The sequence below is a fragment of the Paenalicyclobacillus macrosporangiidus genome (genome assembly GCF_900116805.1).
GTDB classification, from domain to species: Bacteria; Bacillota; Bacilli; order Alicyclobacillales; family Alicyclobacillaceae; genus Alicyclobacillus_H; species Alicyclobacillus_H macrosporangiidus.
In genome coordinates this window covers 257,700-274,323 of sequence record NZ_FPBV01000001.1, presented here as the reverse complement: position 1 = coordinate 274,323, position 16,624 = coordinate 257,700, and the positions used below count along the sequence as shown (strand labels likewise).

Here is a 16,624-nt window from a genome sequence, read left to right as displayed (position 1 = left end):
GAACGTTGTCATGCGCGAGTTGCACCGCTTGCACCCGCTCATTATAACACAGAGGATTCAGAGATTTGTACCGATAGGCCCCCGCCCGTTACCGGGTGGGGGCTTCGTTCTATCATGCCTGGGACAACCGCTTCGCTTCGTTCAGGGCCTCCACGAACACGTCCACCGGCTGCGCCCCGGACACGGCCAGGCGTCCATTGAAGATGAAGAAGGGGACACCGCTGATCCCGGCGTCACGGGCAAAGGCCAGGTCTTCCTCCACTTCTCGGAGCCCTGCGCCCTCCTCCAACTGGCGTTTCGTCCGATCCCGGTCGAGGCCGAGCCCCTCGGCCAGGTCGAGCAGGACATCCATCCGGCCGATGTCGCGGCCTTCTACAAAATAGGCCCGCGTGATGGCCTCCACCATGCCCGTCCGCAGCGGCTCCGGCGCGAGCCGAATCAGTTGGTGGGACAGGCGGGTATTCGGCAACCGCTCAATCGCGGTAAAGTTGAAGTCGAGCCCGCACGCCTTCCCGATCTCGCAGACGCGCTGGTGCATTTGCTGCAACCGCTGCGGGCCCCCCAGCTTTTCGGCGAGGCTGGAGAACGGGCGGCCTTCTTCCGGCATCCCGGGGTCCAACAGAAATGCGCGCCAGTGGATCTCCACCGGCTCGTCCTGCCATTGCTTCAACGCTTCAAACAGGTGTGCCTTGCCGATGCGGCACCACGGGCAGACGGTGTCTTGGAAAATGTCGATCCGCACGGGCACATCCCCTCCTTTAGTTCAGGCCCCGCTCATGCGGGGCCGTTTGCTGATACTGAGTCGGCTCAGTTTCCGGAGCGGGAGAAGCCCGGCTGCGTCACGTCCTCCACCGCCGCGTCCGCCAGCATCCGGTACACCACGTCGTCCATCGGGGGATTGTGCAGACCGGCCCGTACATCCCGGTAGAATCGCTCCAGCGGAAGGTCCTTCCACAGGCTGCGCGCGCCGACGATGCGCATGGCGAGATCGACCACCTCGATGGCGCTGTTGGTCGCCAGCGTCTTCACGGCGCCGAGCTGCGGCCGCATCGCCACGCGCGCCTGGGCGTCCGCCTCGTCCCAGCGCCGCGCCAGGTCGTACATCAGCGTGCGCGCCGCCAACAACTTCAGCTCCATCTGCCCCATCTTCTCCTGGATGTGCTCCACCTTTGCGATGGGATGCGGCAGGCTGTTCGGTTGATAGCTGGCGGCGTAGCGGACCGCGGCGTCTCGGGCCGCCAGGGCGACGCCCAGATACGTCGCCGGGATGTGCAGCAGCCAGCCTCCGCCGTCGCGGTTCCGCGGCGATTTCTGCCCGGGCTGGAGGCGGCTGACCAGGCGTTCTGCGGGCACGAACACGTCGTCCATCACGATGTCGTGGCTCCCGGTCGCCCGCATCCCCATGACGTTCCACGTCTCCACCACCTGGACGTCCTCACCGCGCAGCAGGAACTCCCCGACGTCCTGCGATCCGTCGATGCCCGCGGTGACGAGGATCCAGTCGAGGGCCGGGCTGAGGGTGCTGAACGTCTTGCGGCCGCGGATGCGGTAGCCGCCCGGCTCGGGGTACGCCGTGGTCTGCGGTCGACCGCCGCGGCTCGGGCTGCCGGTCACCGGCTCGCTGGCGCAACTGTTGATGAGCGCCCCGCGCGCCACCACCGACCGGCAGACCTCCTCGAACAGCGGCTCCGGGAAGGCACCGCTCGCGCGCAGGTTCAGCATCATGCCCACGTGCCAGCCGATGGCCAGCGCGGTCGATCCGTCGCCGCGCGCCAGTTCCTCCTGATGCAGGAGCATCTCGTACAGCGAGATCTCCTCTCCCCCGAACCGCTTCGGCACCGTCCACCGGACGTAACCGCTGGCCCGCAGCGCCTCGATGTTTTCGTGGGGGAAGCGGCCCTCCTCATCGTAGCGCGCCGCCCGTTCGGCGAACGCGGCGGACAACTTCGCCACCACCTGGTGGCGCGCCCGCTCGCCTTCGTCGCGCAAAAACCACGACCGGCTGTCCGTCCCCGCTCCTCCGGTCACGACGCCGGCGCCACCTTCGCGCGGACGTCGTCCAGGAAGGACTGCACTTCCTCCTTGGTCTTGCGCAGCTTGCTGACAAAGCGGTCCACCACCTGGCCATCGCGGTAGGCCACGAGGCTCGGGATGCCGAGGATGTCGAGGGTCTCACACAGCTCCCCGAACTGATCCCGGTCCACCTTGTAGAAGTCGAAATCCGGATTGTCCCGGATGACCTCGTCGATGAACGTGTCCAAATACCGGCAATCGGGGCACCAGCCGGCGGAGAAGATCATCACCGCGGGCCGGGCGCCGCGCACCACCGTGAAGTACTGATCGAGCGACTGGATCTCATCCATAAAATATGCATCTCCTCTCCCGTCGCACCCCAGGCCAAGGGGCCGGCCCGCCGGCCCCGTCAGGATCAGGCCAGGTGGTACAGCGGATCGAACTTCTCATGCAGATAATCAATCAGATACTTGGCGTTGATGTCCTCGCCGGTCACTTGGCGGACAATTTCGCCGGGCGTCAGGGTCTTGCCGAAACGGTGAATCTTCTCGTTCAGCCAGCGCTTGATCTCGAGCATTTCGCCGCGGCGCACCTGTTCCATGTAATCCGGGATCTCCTTGGCCAACTGGTGCCGGAACTGGGCGGCGTAAATGTTGCCCAGCGAATAGGACGGAAAGTACCCAAAGTCTCCGCCGGACCAGTGCACATCCTGCAGGACCCCCGTGGCGTCGGAGTCCGGCTCGACCCCGAGGTACTCGCGCATCTTCTCGCGCCACACCCCGGGCAGGTCGGCGACCCGCAGGGTCTCATTGATGAGGGCCTTCTCCAGCTCATAGCGGATCATGATGTGCAGGTTGTAGGTCACCTCATCCGCCTCGATGCGGATCAGCGACGGCGACACGTCGTTCATCGCCCGGTAGAACTCGTCCACCGACACCTCCTCAAACTCGGGGAAGAAACGGCGCACCACCGGAAGATGCGACTCCCAGTACTCCCGCGAACGGCCAATCATGTTCTCGTAAAACCGCGACTGGGACTCGTGGATCCCCATGGAAGCCCCCGTGCACAGCGGCGTCCCGATGAGATCCGGGGAGACCCCCTGCTCATACAGGGCGTGTCCGCCCTCGTGGACCGTGCTCGAGATGGCCGAGCGCACGTCGTCCTCGAGGAACTTGGTGGTGACGCGCGCGTCGTACCGGTTGATGGTCGTCTGGAACGGGTGCTCGGTTTCGTCCAGCCGACCCGCCGCGAAATCGTACCCCATGTTCCGCAGCAGTTCCAGCGACAGGGCCCGCTGTTTGTCCTTGGGATAGTGGCCGCGGAAGTGGCGCAGGTCCGGGCGGATGCCGGAATCGACGATGGCCTGCACCAGCTTCACCGTCTCCTCCCGCAGCGGACCGAAGATGCCGTCGAGCTGTTCCACGGTCAGCCCCGGCTCGTACTGGTCGAGCAGGGTGTTGTACTTGTTCCCCTCGTATCCCCAGTAGCCGATGAACTCGATCTTCATGGCCACAATCTTCTCCAGGTACGGCCGGAACAACGCGAAGTCGGCGGTGTGTTTCGCCTCCTCCCAGACGGACTCGGCCTGCGAGGTCAACACCACGTACGCCTTGAAGCGATCCGCCGGGATCTTGCGGTTGCGGTCAAACTCCTTTTTGACCTCCCGGAGGGTCGCCTGAGTGACGGGATCGAGAGTTTCAAACGTCCCCGGCTCGCTCAGGACGTTGAGGTATTCCTCCATCTGCGGGGAGGTCTGCATCGCGAACACCTCGGCGGCCAACGTACCGATGGCTTCGGAACGCAGCTCGACCCCCATTTTCGGAGCGCCGGTGCGCAGGTCCCAGTACATCAGGTTGATGGCCTCTTCGAAGTGGAGCATCTTGCGGACGTACTCGCGGAACTCGGTCGCCCAATCGGTTGCGGTCTTTGCCAAGGCAACCCCACCTTTCCGGTTTCGTGTGACCAACCCTTATTATACCGAAATCGTCCGTGCCCCTGCCGCAGCGACATGAGCGTTTTCACCGTGGTCATAAAGGTAACCCAATTTTCATAACCGCGAAATTCCTTCCGAACCACCATCTCGTCGCCATGGCGAGCAACATAGCCTTTACAAAGTCGCTCATTTCGTCGTCAAAGGCGTCAAACGCAGTCGGCTAGTCGAATGTTTTAGCCATCTCGAAACAGGCGACTTTGTCAAGGTTAAGGTTTCCGTGATTTTCGGAGAACCACATTTATCGCTTGTTATTACGCCACATAGAATGATTCATAAAGTGCATATAAAAAGAGTCCATAGGTCACGGTCCCGTGGACTCCATCTCCTTATGGAAGATTGCGTTTATCGCCTGATCGACGATTGCACGTTTCTGGTTCTCGTCAACATATGGAGTCTTGATTTTGAAATCCAGTTGGTTTCGAGAGATTGTATAAATCTTGTTGGTACGAACGAATGAGTCATATCGAAGTTTAACTGGGATGTCATAAGCCCCTCTGCTTCCGTGTTCCTGTTTGGTGCATTTACATATGATTACATCCGTATTGTCATTGGAATCATTGTGCTTTCCAAGCACGAATACGGGGTGTGGAATAGGCTTTCCGTTTTCATCTGCGAGGAAGGCAAAAAAGAAATCGCCTTGGTCAGCATTGGCTCTATCATGTTCGACTTGGCGCTTCCGACGTTCGTCAATCCTCATACTCTGCGTAAACCTCACTGAGTTCTTCTTCGTACCACTTCCACATTTCATCAGCGCCACTCATCGTTTCCTGTGCGCCGGGAGAAACGTGAATGGGTTGGATTGGTCCTAGACCCATGGCTTTGCGCATTTCTTCAATGGTGGGTCGTTTATCGTCCAAAACGATTTGTCTTCCACCTTTCCGTTTGGCATATGCCGCCACTCTTTGCTGTTGCCGTTTCCTCAATCTCCGTAACGCAGCCAATGTCGAAGCATGCAGGTATCCGTGGCGGTTGGCTGTAACGTCGGAACGTCGCACAACTACAACTGCCTTAACCTTTTCGCCGTTTTGTGGCTGAGGCTGAGTACCGGCTTTCGATTCGCGTTCGGTTGGCATCACTTGACCCCCCGCCCTCTTGTAGTGCCTATAGTGTACATCATGTAGCAAACGGCTGCATCGGAATACCTGCCCGTCTTTCCGCCCATGCCGACGGCCCTAACTTCCGATACGCTTCAATTATCGGAACTTAGAACGCATCCCATCTACCTTGTTGCTCAGCGGCGTTCTCCCACTCTGTAAACGAGCCTTCACACAGGTGACATGCGCGCATGAGATTCTCTTCCACACTGACGAACGTACGGGACGCTGGCTCTAAACCGCAGAACTCACAATCAGCCATGAAATCTCACCCTTCAACCGGCTGCACCTCGCGCAAAAGCCGCCCGATCGTTGTCCTACAAAATGGAAAACATCACCTAATGGGCAGCGAAACTCAAAAGACGCCAACGGCCCGGCCGTTTGCATATGCGGCCGGGCTGTTGACTGCCCGTCGACCCTTCCACTGCGGACGTTTTAATCGGAAACTCCCGCTCCTGCGGGCGCCTACGCCAAGTCGGCCGACGCCTCCGTCGGGAAGACCAGCCACGCGTCCGGGAGGTGGCGCTGTCCGTTCGGATCGAGCGTCGAAGGCGCATTCACCACCTTGCCTTCGTAGGCCAGCACGCTGGACGATCCCCCGTCCATCGCGCACGCGTTGACCGCACCGTACTGCAGCATCAGGTCCATGACCTGGCGCTGGCTGGCGCCCATGCCAGAGCCGCCGTGAAAGCGGCCGTTGATGACGACGAAGATGACCGTGCCGTCCTTCGCCTGGCCGATGGCCGTGCGCGGCCCGTAGCCCCAGCCGCCGTCCCCCTCGGTGATCATCGGCTTTCCGTCGACCACCAGTTCCGGGTGGAACTGCATGGCGTCGCGCACGCCGAGCTGCCTGAGCTGGGCGACGGTGTAATCGCCCATCACGAGGATGCCGTCCTTTGTGAAGCCCACCGTCGTCCAGCCCGGTTGGGGCGGATTCAGGACCTTTCCGTCGATATACTCCAGACCGACGGGGACGCCCCCCCATCCCTCGCCCTTCGGATCCTCGAACCCGCTGGCGTTGGTCCCGGCCACGGCTCCGGTGCGCTGCAACATGTCGGTCACGTACTCCCCTTTGCCCGCGACCACGCGGGCGGCCACCAGCCGCACCAAGCGGGGATTGTGCACCTGCATCACGTATCCGGTGTAGCCGTCGCCGCTCACCGGCTGGATCTCCACCACCGGCCGGTCCACCGTCTGGCTGACCGGCTGAACCTGAATCAGATCCGGCTTCTCGCTGTTGACCACCACCGGGTTGAGTTGCTCCATCAACTTGCGGTACTCCGCGTCCGTCGTGATGTAACGGGCCAGGTACGCGTGCCGGGTGGAGATGATGGTCTCCGCCAATACCAGTCGGGCGTCGTTGCCCCACGGCGTGCCGAAGCCCACCCCCACCAATCCACCCGCCGTCGCCATCATCGCGGCGGTCGCCACCAGCATGCGGTTGCGCCATACCCGCCGGCGCTGGCGCTTGGCCTCCCGTCTGCGCATCCGGCGGGAGGGCGGTGCCGCACCCTGCGGCATCATCGTTCGTGACTGCACGCGGCCGTCCCCCCTTCCGTCAATACGGTCCTGTCTCTCAGACGAAGCCGCGGGCACCCGCGTGACAGAGGCGACTGGATGTTCTCATCGTTCTGAGAGGGACCGGGACGGGCGCGGGCAGCCCGCCATCAGGGTTCAGGCATCGCCGGTGGCCACCGGATGCTCGGGATACGAGATCCAATCGCTCCAACTGCCGGGATACAACCGCGCGCCCTCGAGGCCCGCCAATGCCATCGCGAACAGGTTCGCGCACGCCGTCACTCCGGAACCGCAGTAGGCGATGACCTGGCGCGGATCGTCCACGAACCGGAATCGATCCCGCTGTGCCTCCGGCCCCTTCCACCGCCCGTCGGGAGCCACTCCTTCTTCCCACGGGGCGTTGCGGGCGCCCGGGATGTGGCCAGCCACCGCGTCGATGGGCTCCAGGTCGCCCCGAAAGCGGGCCTTGGCGCGCGCATCGACGAGAAGGCCAGGCTTGTGGCCGGCCGATACCGCGCGGACCTCTTCCACCGGCACCACCCACTCCCGGCGCACCCGAAGCGGAAACCGGGCCGGACGCGGTTTGGGAAGCTCCGCCGTCACGGGCAGGCCTGTCGCCTGCCACGCCGGAAATCCGCCATCGAGGACGGACACCGTGTCCAAGCCGAGGTAACGGATCAGCCACCAGGCGCGCTGGGCCATCCCGCCGCCCGCGTCGTAGACCACCACCTGGACGCCGTCCGTCACCCCCGCGGCCCCCAGTTTGTCCGCGAGTTCCGCCGGGTCCGGCAAGGGGTGCCGGCCGCCGTGCGCCTGGCGCGGGCCGGACAGGTCCTGCTCCAGGTCCAGATAGAAAGCCCCCGGAATGTGTCCGTCCAGATACGCTTCCCGGCCCGCATGCGGTTGGCCCAGCACGAACCGGCAGTCGAACACCACCAGACCAGCCTCCCCGAGGCGCGACCGCAACGCTTCCACCGTGATCAACAACTTCGCTCACCTCACTTCGGGCGCCCGTCCGCCTGGGCGGGTGCCCGACTTTTCTGCCAAGCCCGAACACATACACTGTAGCACAACCCGAGCGCCTTGCGGCGAAAGGAGGGGTTTCATGCCGTGCCCAGAGGTGGTGACCGGACGCGTCGAGATCCCCGGAGAAGATTATGACCGCATCCAACGCGCGGCCGACGCCGGGCAGAACCTGTGGCGTCTCAGCCCCGTGCGTACCGCGCAGGTGGTCGGAACCAGCCATCTCGGCCTGCGCCCGCAGGACGTGTACACCTTCGTGGAACAGTACCGCGATGCCGGGGACGGCCTCATGCACGCGGTGGTGCGGGTGCGCCACCGGGACTGCGTGTATTTGGTGGAGCTGTACCAGCCGCAGCGGCAGGGGGCGCGCGGCATCTGGGTGGTGCAGGAAGTCACCGAACTGTAGAGGAAAGTGAAGATCTCCCTGGTGCAGCGGCAGGGGTGCGGGTAGAATAAGATAGCGTGTGCCGGTCCGGGCCCATCAACTGCTGCAAAGGATGACTGCCGCATGTCCGTTGATCTTCAGGCGCCGGTGCTTGACCCGGGCGGTCAGGCACCTGCGCATACGCTGTTTTTGTTCGGCGCCACGGGCGATCTCGCCCAGCGCAAACTCCTGCCCGCCCTGCACAGCCTGTTTGTGGACAAGCGTCTGCCGGAACGGTTCGTGGTGATTGGGGTGGCACGCGCGGATCTCACGGACGAGACGTTCCGGTCCCTGGTGCGGGAGGCTGCCCTGCGCTTTGGCCGCAACGCCGACGCCGGAGAGGACTGGCCGGCCTTTTTGCGCCATTTCCACTACGTCCAGGCGGATGCGCGACGTCCGGAGGACTTCGCGCGGCTGCGCGCGCGGGCCGAATCCCTGGAAACTGAGCACGGCTTGCCCGGACACCGCCTGTTCTATTTGGCGCTGGCACCCGACTTTTTTGCCCCGACGGCGCGCGCCCTCGGGGAGAGCGGCCTGACCGCCTGCCGGGGCTGGCGGCGCCTGGTCATTGAAAAGCCGTTCGGGCATGATCAACAATCCGCCATCGCCCTCAACGACGCCCTGCGGAAGGTCTTCGAGGAGGACGAGATCTACCGGATTGACCACTACCTCGGCAAGGAGATGGTCCAGAACATCGAAGTGCTGCGCTTCGCCAACTCGGTGTTCGAACCCCTGTGGAACAACCGGGCCATCGCCAACGTGCAGATCACCTCGAGCGAGACGGTCGGCGTCGAGAACCGCGCCGGGTACTACGAGGCCGCCGGCGCCCTGCGTGACATGGTCCAGAACCACATGCTGCAGATGGTGATGATGGTGGCGATGGAGCCTCCGAGCCGCCTCAAGATGGAGGCCATCCGCGACGAAAAGGTGAAGGTCCTGCGCTCCCTGCGCCGCTACAGCCCGGAGGAGGCGGTGCACCACGTGGTGCGCGGCCAGTACACGGCCGGCCGAATCCAGGGCCAGGATGTGAGCGGCTACCGTGAGGAGCCCGGGGTGGCGGCGGGATCCAACACGGAGACGTTCGTCGCCGCGCGCCTGTACATCGACAACTTCCGCTGGGCGGGGGTGCCGTTCTACCTGCGCACCGGCAAACGGATGGCGGCCAAGGCGACGGAGATTGTCATCCAGTTCCGGGACATGCCGAAGGACCTGTACTTCAACACGGGCGGCCGTCTCGGCCCCAACCTGTTGGTCATCCGCGTCAATCCGCAGGAAGGCGTGTACATTCAGTTGAACGCCAAGCACCCGGGGACGGATGAGCGCATCGTGCCCATCGCCATGGAGTTCAGCCAGGCGCCCGACCGGTCGCCGGAGTCGTACGAACGGCTCCTGTGGGACGCCATGCAGGGCGATTCGACGTTCTTCACCCGGTGGGACGAGGTCTCGCTGGCGTGGAAATTTGTCGATCCCATCGCCGCCGCGTTCACGCGCCCAGACACGCCGTTGCACCCGTATCCGGCCGGCTCCTGGGGCCCGACAGCCAGCGACCGGCTGCTGGCCGAGGACGGCTTTCGCTGGTGGCCGGTGCAGGGCCAGGACACGCCGGTGGACGAAACGGGGCCGGAGCATCATCAGGCGCGCCCGGTGGGCGTCTGAACGGCCGGACACCGGGAGGCCGCAAACCCCGCCGGCCAACTCGCCGGCGGACGGGCGGCCTATGGAAGGAGGAGACGTATGCCGCGGGTGATTGACATCTCCGCACCGATCTACGAAGGGATGCCGGTGTACAAGAACAAACCGGAAAAGCAGCCGAGCTTTCAGGTGACGTCCGATTTTACGACGGGGAGCGCGCACGAGACGCGTATCAGCATGGACGCGCACACGGGCACCCATGTGGACGCTCCTCTGCACATGATCCCGGGAGGCGCAACGCTGGAGGCCATTCCGCTGACGCAATGGCTCGGGCCGTGCCGCGTGATTGACCTCACCGGCGTCGAGGGCGGCATCACTGGGGCGGACCTGGCGCCGCACGCCATCCAGGCCGGGGAGTTCATTCTGTTGAAGACGCGAAACTCTGACGCGGAAGGGTTTGACCCGGCGTTCGTGTACCTGGCCGAAGACGGGGCGCGTTTTTTGGCAGAGGCAGGCGTACGCGGCGTCGGCATTGACGCGCTCGGCATCGAGCGGTCGCAGCCCGGCCATGAGACGCACAAGGTGTTGTTCGAACACGGAGTGGTGATCCTCGAAGGGCTGCGATTGACGGGGGTCAAAGCGAAATCCTATTGGCTGGTGGCGGCGCCGCTGCGCCTCCTGGGCACGGACGCTGCGCCGGCGCGCGCCCTCCTGCTGGATCTGGAACCCGGCGAGTCGCTGGGCGCGCCCGCCTGATCCCCCGGCGCCCCGCACGAGCCACGTTCGTCAGCGCTCTCGCCTGAGTTCCTCCTCAATCCGCCGCTCAATCTCCTCGTCGCTGATGTCGTACTCCTGCGCCATGCGGCGGGCCATCTGCCGCTGCTCCATGTAGTAGCGGCGCAGCTGCTCCCGCCGCTCCTCGGGGTCCCGCGGCGGCCGGTCTTTGGAGACGAAGCGCCACAGCCCGTAGCTGAGGAGGCTCGTGGCGATGAGCATCAGCAGCGCGGTCAGCGGATTGCCGAAACCAAATCCGACAATCACGGCGTTTCCCCTCCCCGAAGGTGATTGGAGCAGGTGATTCCGGCCCGGCGGCGGGCCGGCATCCCATCAGGCCCGCTCCACCGCGTGGCCGCCGAACTCGTTGCGCAGCGCCGCCACCACCTTGCCGGTGAACGTGTCGTCCTCCAGCGAGCGGTAACGCATGAGCAGGGACAACGCGATGACCGGCGCGGCCGCCTGCAGCTCCAACGCCTCTTGCACGGTCCACTTGCCCTCGCCCGAGGAGTGCATCACCCCGCGGATGCCCGCGAGCTTGGGGTCCTTCTCGAAGGCGCGCTGCGTCAACTCCATCAGCCAGCCGCGGATCACCGAGCCGTTCGACCACACGCGGGCCAGCGCGGCAAAATCGTAGTCGTAGCGGCTCTTCTCCAGGATCTCGAAGCCCTCCCCGATGGCCGCCATCATGCCGTACTCGATGCCGTTATGGACCATCTTTGCGTAGTGGCCGCTGCCCGAAGGGCCGGTGTACAGGTACCCGCCCGGCACGGCGGTGTCGCGGAAGAGCACCTCCACCTGCGCGAAGGCATCGGGATCGCCACCGACCATATAGCATGCCCCGTGACGGGCCCCCTCGATGCCCCCAGAGGTACCGACGTCGAGAAAGTGGATGCCCCGCTCTTTCAATTCGGCGGCGCGCCGCACCGAGTCCTGGTAGTGAGAATTGCCCCCTTCAATCACGATGTCGCCCGGCGCGAGGCGTGGCGTGATGGCGGTCAACAGATCATCCACCGGTTTGCCGTGCGGCACCATCAGCCAGACCACCCGCGGAGCGGGCAGGGTGTCCGCCAACTCGGCCACCGACGCCGCGCCGCGGCCGCCCGCTTCCGTGAACCGGCGGACGGCGTCAGACGACAGATCGTACGCCACCACCTCATGGCCGTGCTCCATCAGATTCAGTCCCAGATGAAATCCCATCTTCCCAAGACCAATCAGTCCAAGCCGCATGCTGCCATCTCCATCCGTTCGTCGTCGGCGAAAACCGTGCAGGTCGCTCGCCGTGTCGTCGGCCAAAGCCGCGTCCGTTTCGATTATACTGTAACCATGGCCATCCTCATATTCGACTTGGACGGGACGCTGGTGGATACGTCACCCTTGGTGTTGCCCGCGTTTCGGCGGGCCCTTTCGGCTTTTCCCGGCACCCCGGTCCCCAGCGAAGACGTGATGCGAAAGACCTTTGGCTTACCCGATGCGGAGATCTGGCGAGTGCTCATGCCGAACGCCGGAGAGGAGGAGCGGAACGCTGCCTTTCATCTGAGCGAACGCTTCGTCTGTGAAGCGATGGGGCACGCCGATGTGCTGCTCCCGCACGCCCGGGACGTGCTGAAAGCGCTGCGCGATGACGGCCACACCCTGACGGTGGCGAGCAACTGCGGCCCGGCCTATCTGGAAGCGGTCCTGACGACGCAAAACATCGGGCAGTATTTTACCGAACCGCTCTGCCTCGGAGGCATCGGCGGGCGGAGCAAGGCGGACATCCTGGCGCGCCACGTGCGGCGATTCGGACGCGCCGGGGCCTGGATGATCGGCGACCGGAAATCGGACGTGGAAGCGGCCCAGCAAACGGGCATCCCGGCCATCGGGTGCCGGTTTGGCTTCGGCGATCCTGAGGAACTGGAAGGAGCGCAGGCCGTGATTCACGACCTGCGCGAACTGCTGTCGTTGTTTCCGGGCTGAGCGTGCGTACGGTGGCTGGCCGCCTCGGCCAACTCCTTGAGGCGGGCGGCGATGGCCTCGTCGCGCAGGAGCTTGGACAGCTCCGGACGGGATTCAGACACAGGATTCCGCTGCGGCTCCATCGCTCTCCCCCCTCCACACCGCCCGGGGCGCCAGGTGGTCTGCCCCCAGGTGAGACACCAAATGTTCCGCCATGGCGCGGATGCGCTGATGGTCGACGCCGAGGTCGTCGGCCGCGGCGCACAGTCCTGACACGATGGCGGCGGCGAGATCGGCGGTGAGCGGAGAAGCGCCGTGGATGCCCGGACGGACGGAGGGCCACGAGGCCTCCTCTGCCGCCTGCACAACATCCAACGCGCGCACGGCACCCGTGGCCACGGGCACCGCCATCACGGTGGCGTCGCCCCCGAGGTTGATCACGGCGTGGTACGTGCCACGCACGGCCTCGTGTACGGCGAATCGGTGACCGCCGACCACACGCAGGGCGCTGCGGACGGCCATCTCCGCCGCCAGGTGGGCCACCCGCGGCAAATTGGACGCACCTGCGAATTCGTGCAACGAGAACACCAACGAATCCTGGACGACGGCGGCCAGGTAATACTCGCCTGACAGTTGCTCTTCGGCCATCATCCAAGCCAGGTGCTGCTCGGCTTCCTGCATGGCCGCAGACAGACGCTCCATCTCCATCCCCCCAGGGTTCGGTTTGACTCGTGAGCCCAGCAAAAAATCCCCGTCAGGTCTCACGCCTGCGGGGGACGAGTTGGAACACACGCACAGTGCACCATGGCACTCTCTCCTCTCTTACGCTTACGAGGTTAGCTGACGGGTTCGGGCCAGAAGAGGATAGCCCTACCGGCAGACGCCGGACTCACCCCCGAAGAATGGGTCCCCCGCTTCCTTGCGGAATTCAGCGGAAAATGAGATGCAGTTTCAGATAAGTTTATCATACTCGTCGGAATTTGGGAAGCCCCTTGGCAACACCATAGAAAAAAGCTGAGCAATGTGCTCGCACCTGGCGCATCTGCCATTCATCCTGTCTAGGTACCCGAAATCCGTCACTCGTACAGCTTGTACAACGCCTGCGTGCCTTCTTCAGCGCCGCCCTGGGCGGCCAACTTCTCATACAGCGACTTGGCCAGCGCCAAGCCGGGCGTGTCGAGGCCGATGCGGCGGGATTCTTCCAGCGCGATGGAGATATCCTTGATCATGTGCTTCACGTAGAAACCGGGCGCGAAGTCGCCTTTGAGCATCCGCGGACCGAGGTTGCTGAGAGACCAACTGCCGGCCGCACCCGCCTCGATGCTCTGGAGGACCCGGAACGGGTCCAGCCCGGCTTTGACGGCGTACGCCAGCGCCTCGCTCACGCCGATCATGTTGGCCGCGATGGTGATCTGATTGCACATCTTCGTGTGCTGGCCGGCACCCGGTCCGCCCTGGAGGATGATGTTCTTGCCCATGGCCGCCAGGATGGGTTGCACGGCCGCGAACGCGTCTTCGTCTCCTCCCACCATGATGGTCAGGGTTCCATTGCGGGCGCCCGTGTCCCCGCCGGACACCGGCGCGTCCAGGGCGTGCAGGCCGCGTGCCTTCGCCTCCTGGTAGATGCGCTCGGCCAGCGACGGCGTCGATGTCGTCATGTCGATGAGGTACGTCCCCGGTTTGGCGTGGCGGACGATCCCGTGGTCACTGAGATACACCTCCTCGACGTCCTTCGGATACCCGACGATGGTGATGGCGGCCTGCACCTGGGCGGCCAACTCCGGGATGCTGCCGGCCCACCGGGCCCCCTCTCGTATCAGTTCCTCCGCCTTCTCCCGGCTCCGGTTGTACACCACCAGCGAATAGCCCGCTTTCATCAAGTTCCGCGCCATGCTCTTGCCCATGACGCCGGTGCCGATGAAGCCAATCACCGTGTTCTGCGGTGTCAATGCCAACGCTCGCCACTCCTTTCCGCGTGCCCGTCCGTCGCGCGGCTCCCGCGTTCCTCTTACCGTAGCATTCATTCGCCACGCGCCACGAATCCCCCTGCTGCCTCGTCCGTCCATCTTGCCCGTGGGATCGATCCCGCCGGCCATCCTGCGGGCTTCGCGGCCGGTCGTGACCCCGGTCACAATCTCTGGAACGGCCGTGGACCATGATGAAGGAGACGAATCCGAGTCCCAATCAGGGGAGGCAGGTACGATGTTCAAACCTGAAGAGGCTGTGGGCGACGTGGTCACCCGTTTTCCCGGCGCAGCCAACGTGTTTCGTGCGTACGGTGTGGATTTCTGTTGTGGCGGCCATCGATCCATCGCGGAGGCGGCCAAGGAACAAGGGATTTCCGTGAACGAACTGGTGGTGAAGATCAACGAGCAGTACGCGGAGGCCAAGGATCGGGCGCAGCAGGATGTGGATTGGTCGGTCCAGTCCTTGAATGATCTCGTCGATCACATCGTCAACGAACACCACGCGTATTTGCACACCACGCTGCCTGTGATGAGTGAATTGGTGACGAAGATCCTGGGCGTGCACGGCGCCCGCCACCCGGAGCTCGCCACGGTGCACCGCCTGTTCCACGAGCTGAAAACGGATCTCGAGCAGCACCTCATCGAAGAGGAAACGCGTATCTTCCCGCGCGTGATCGCGTGGTCCCATGCCGTGGCGAACGAAACGTCCAGAGCCGCGGATCCCGTCGATCTCGACGCCCTCGTCCGCGATCTCCAAACGCTGGAGGCCGATCACGACCGCACCGGCGCACTCCTGAAGCAGTTGCGGCAGGTCACCGATGGCTACTCGGTCCCGGCCGACGGCTGCGGCACGTACCACTACGTGTTCCAGAAGCTCGAGGAAATCGAAGGCAAGACATTCCTTCACATGCACCTGGAGAACAACGTGCTCTTCCCGCGGCTGCGGGCGAAGTAGACGCAGCAGGCGGGTTGAAACCTCGGGATCCGTGGCGAGCAGAAGAAGTCGGGGGCCGATGAGGCCCCCCGTCATCTCGGTAACGAGGAAGGGGCAAGGCCGGCGTTTTGGCCGACTCACCCCTGAAACTCGAAATCCAAGCGGTTAGGAATGGTTTTGCTCCTTCAGGAGACGTTGGCACCTGCAACGGTTGGCGGTTTACACAGATTTCATTGGCGGAGCATGGTAAGAAGATACCTCGGTCCTCTCTTCAACCCGCGCGTCGAAGGCCGAAGCGTCTCTACGCGAACGGTCCATTTCCTGACGAAGTCCGCGCAGCAACCGACGGTACCGAACAAACATGGCAATACGCCACGGGGCAATCATGCCAAACGCGAGGATGAAGAACAGGGATCCCGTCTGGGCGATGGTCACGTACTCCTCAACATACTGATGAAGCGCGATCCTCAAAGCCAACAGTGCGAGCAGGATGAACGCAAATCCCTTGGATCGCTTCAAACGGATCTCCCCGTTCACCACATGCATTTTCGACGTCAGGATGAGCGGGTAGGAAAGTACCAGCCCAGCGGCGAACGCGAGAGCCGCATAGAGCCACGGATCGTGGGTTTGCGGCGCAAGAAACATGAGAAACCCGGTGCTCATACCGAGCGGCGGGATGAGGATCTTTTTGGCGTTGACCGGTTTATTCGATCCCCGGGTGCGCACGAATATGACGGTGAGCGCGAACACCACCGTGATCAGCGTGCTGACGATTTGAGCCATATGGCTGGACATGATAAACACCTTCCTGTCCCCAGTATAGTATGCGTCAACGAGTCTGGCCGGCGCAAGGAAGGCGTGATTTCGAACGTTTTATGTAATATGCGAAACGGTCAGCAAAGATCCTACGCCGTGCAGGGTGAGTATCGTTATTGCATCGCAGTTGCAAAATAAGAGGGGCATGTGACAGTTGCGGTATCATCGCATGGTTGGGTGGTGACGCACATCCGCTATAGAATCATCGGTTCCTCGAAATCGATGCCGATCTCACGCCCCAAGCTGACCAGGGTTCGCTTGCTGAAGTCGTGCACTCGGTAAATGCGAATACTGTCTTCCGCCGGGTGAATGACGTCTCGCAATTGCCGCACCAAATCAGCAAACTGCAGTTCGTCCACCTGGCACTCAAACACCGACTTCTGAACGCGCTGACCATGGTTCACGCAGACCTGCGCGATCCGGCGCAACCGTTTCTGGCCCGCCTTGGTGTCAGTACGGATGTCATACGCCACGACGACATACATGGGAGATCCCCCC

Annotated in this window: 20 protein-coding genes and 1 riboswitch; of the genes, 5 read left to right on the top strand and 15 right to left on the bottom strand. The window is 63.4% G+C overall.

The genetic code is table 11. The features are described 5' to 3' along the window. Positions 1–112: 112 nt before the first annotated feature. The 8 genes from BM357_RS01220 to BM357_RS01190 form a co-directional block, all read right to left on the bottom strand. Positions 113–742: a DsbA family oxidoreductase gene (locus BM357_RS01220; protein WP_074948771.1), complete on the bottom strand. Its 630-nt coding sequence runs from the start codon at positions 740–742 to the stop codon at positions 113–115. 65 nt (positions 743–807) lie between these two features. Further along, a complete protein-coding gene (locus tag BM357_RS01215) occupies positions 808–2,028 on the bottom strand; it encodes an acyl-CoA dehydrogenase family protein (RefSeq protein WP_074948769.1) in 1,221 nt (406 codons plus the stop codon). After that, positions 2,025–2,363, bottom strand: coding sequence for a thioredoxin family protein (locus BM357_RS01210; protein WP_074948767.1), 339 nt, complete (start codon positions 2,361–2,363; stop codon positions 2,025–2,027). Before BM357_RS01210 ends, BM357_RS01215 begins: the two co-directional genes overlap by 4 nt. A gap of 65 nt (positions 2,364–2,428) precedes the next feature. Beyond that, positions 2,429–3,946 (bottom strand): carboxypeptidase M32, encoded by a 1,518-nt coding sequence (locus BM357_RS01205; protein ID WP_281245545.1) that lies wholly within the window; start codon positions 3,944–3,946, stop codon positions 2,429–2,431. Between the two features lie 361 nt (positions 3,947–4,307). Beyond that, positions 4,308–4,703: a type II toxin-antitoxin system PemK/MazF family toxin gene (locus BM357_RS20625; RefSeq protein ID WP_175511396.1), complete on the bottom strand. Its 396-nt coding sequence runs from the start codon at positions 4,701–4,703 to the stop codon at positions 4,308–4,310. Next, the gene (locus tag BM357_RS19135) at positions 4,693–5,079 is read right to left on the bottom strand and encodes a hypothetical protein (RefSeq protein ID WP_139234501.1); all 387 of its coding nucleotides are present in this window, start codon (positions 5,077–5,079) and stop codon (positions 4,693–4,695) included. The genes BM357_RS20625 and BM357_RS19135 overlap by 11 nt, the downstream gene beginning before the upstream one ends. Before the next feature lie 486 nt (positions 5,080–5,565). Continuing rightward, entirely contained in the window at positions 5,566–6,639 is a 1,074-nt protein-coding gene (locus BM357_RS01195; RefSeq protein ID WP_139234500.1) for a phosphodiester glycosidase family protein, read from the bottom strand. A gap of 135 nt (positions 6,640–6,774) precedes the next feature. Beyond that, on the bottom strand, positions 6,775–7,605 hold the full coding sequence (locus BM357_RS01190) for a sulfurtransferase (RefSeq protein WP_074948761.1): 831 nt from the start codon (positions 7,603–7,605) through the stop codon (positions 6,775–6,777). 118 nt (positions 7,606–7,723) lie between these two features. Between BM357_RS01190 and BM357_RS01185 the strand changes: the two genes are divergently transcribed. The 3 genes from BM357_RS01185 to BM357_RS01175 all read left to right on the top strand — a co-directional run bounded on the left by BM357_RS01185 (position 7,724) and on the right by BM357_RS01175 (position 10,453). Then, positions 7,724–8,047 (top strand): hypothetical protein, encoded by a 324-nt coding sequence (locus BM357_RS01185; protein ID WP_074948759.1) that lies wholly within the window; start codon positions 7,724–7,726, stop codon positions 8,045–8,047. A 102-nt stretch (positions 8,048–8,149) separates the two neighbouring features. Beyond that, the gene (gene zwf / locus BM357_RS01180; protein WP_074948758.1) at positions 8,150–9,721 is read left to right on the top strand and encodes a glucose-6-phosphate dehydrogenase; all 1,572 of its coding nucleotides are present in this window, start codon (positions 8,150–8,152) and stop codon (positions 9,719–9,721) included. Positions 9,722–9,799: 78 nt separating this feature from the next. After that, positions 9,800–10,453 (top strand): cyclase family protein, encoded by a 654-nt coding sequence (locus tag BM357_RS01175; protein WP_074948756.1) that lies wholly within the window; start codon positions 9,800–9,802, stop codon positions 10,451–10,453. Between the two features lie 30 nt (positions 10,454–10,483). Here the strand turns inward: BM357_RS01175 and BM357_RS01170 are convergent, their stop codons facing one another. Both BM357_RS01170 and gnd read right to left on the bottom strand, forming a co-directional pair. Continuing rightward, positions 10,484–10,738: a hypothetical protein gene (locus tag BM357_RS01170; protein WP_175511395.1), complete on the bottom strand. Its 255-nt coding sequence runs from the start codon at positions 10,736–10,738 to the stop codon at positions 10,484–10,486. Positions 10,739–10,804: 66 nt separating this feature from the next. Then, a complete protein-coding gene (gene gnd / locus BM357_RS01165; protein WP_074948755.1) occupies positions 10,805–11,701 on the bottom strand; it encodes a phosphogluconate dehydrogenase (NAD(+)-dependent, decarboxylating) in 897 nt (298 codons plus the stop codon). Between gnd and BM357_RS01160 the strand changes: the two genes are divergently transcribed. After that, entirely contained in the window at positions 11,660–12,430 is a 771-nt protein-coding gene (locus BM357_RS01160; protein ID WP_175511394.1) for an HAD family hydrolase, read from the top strand. The two genes, gnd and BM357_RS01160, sit on opposite strands and share 42 nt — an antisense overlap. On the opposite strand, the gene BM357_RS19615 is transcribed toward BM357_RS01160, so the two are convergent. The 3 genes from BM357_RS19615 to BM357_RS01150 form a co-directional block, all read right to left on the bottom strand. Continuing rightward, positions 12,391–12,552 (bottom strand): hypothetical protein, encoded by a 162-nt coding sequence (locus BM357_RS19615; protein ID WP_175511393.1) that lies wholly within the window; start codon positions 12,550–12,552, stop codon positions 12,391–12,393. The genes BM357_RS01160 and BM357_RS19615 overlap by 40 nt on opposite strands. Beyond that, positions 12,524–13,111: a hypothetical protein gene (locus tag BM357_RS01155; RefSeq protein ID WP_074948751.1), complete on the bottom strand. Its 588-nt coding sequence runs from the start codon at positions 13,109–13,111 to the stop codon at positions 12,524–12,526. Before BM357_RS01155 ends, BM357_RS19615 begins: the two co-directional genes overlap by 29 nt. A gap of 108 nt (positions 13,112–13,219) precedes the next feature. Beyond that, a riboswitch (cyclic di-AMP (ydaO/yuaA leader) is annotated at positions 13,220–13,353 on the bottom strand. Positions 13,354–13,485: 132 nt separating this feature from the next. Next, positions 13,486–14,433 carry an NAD(P)-dependent oxidoreductase gene (locus BM357_RS01150; RefSeq protein WP_139234499.1) on the bottom strand — a complete coding sequence of 316 codons (948 nt, stop codon included), beginning with the start codon at positions 14,431–14,433 and terminating at the stop codon, positions 13,486–13,488. A gap of 178 nt (positions 14,434–14,611) precedes the next feature. On the opposite strand from BM357_RS01150, the gene ric reads away from it, so the two are divergent. Next, entirely contained in the window at positions 14,612–15,331 is a 720-nt protein-coding gene (ric, locus tag BM357_RS01145; protein ID WP_074948747.1) for an iron-sulfur cluster repair di-iron protein, read from the top strand. Between the two features lie 198 nt (positions 15,332–15,529). On the opposite strand, the gene BM357_RS01140 is transcribed toward ric, so the two are convergent. Together BM357_RS01140 and cas2 are read right to left on the bottom strand one after the other, a co-directional pair. Next, entirely contained in the window at positions 15,530–16,105 is a 576-nt protein-coding gene (locus BM357_RS01140) for a CcdC family protein (protein WP_074948745.1), read from the bottom strand. 215 nt (positions 16,106–16,320) lie between these two features. Beyond that, positions 16,321–16,611, bottom strand: a complete 291-nt coding sequence (gene cas2 / locus BM357_RS01135) for a CRISPR-associated endonuclease Cas2 (RefSeq protein WP_074948742.1) — start codon at positions 16,609–16,611, stop codon at positions 16,321–16,323. Between the last annotated feature and the right edge of the window lie 13 nt (positions 16,612–16,624).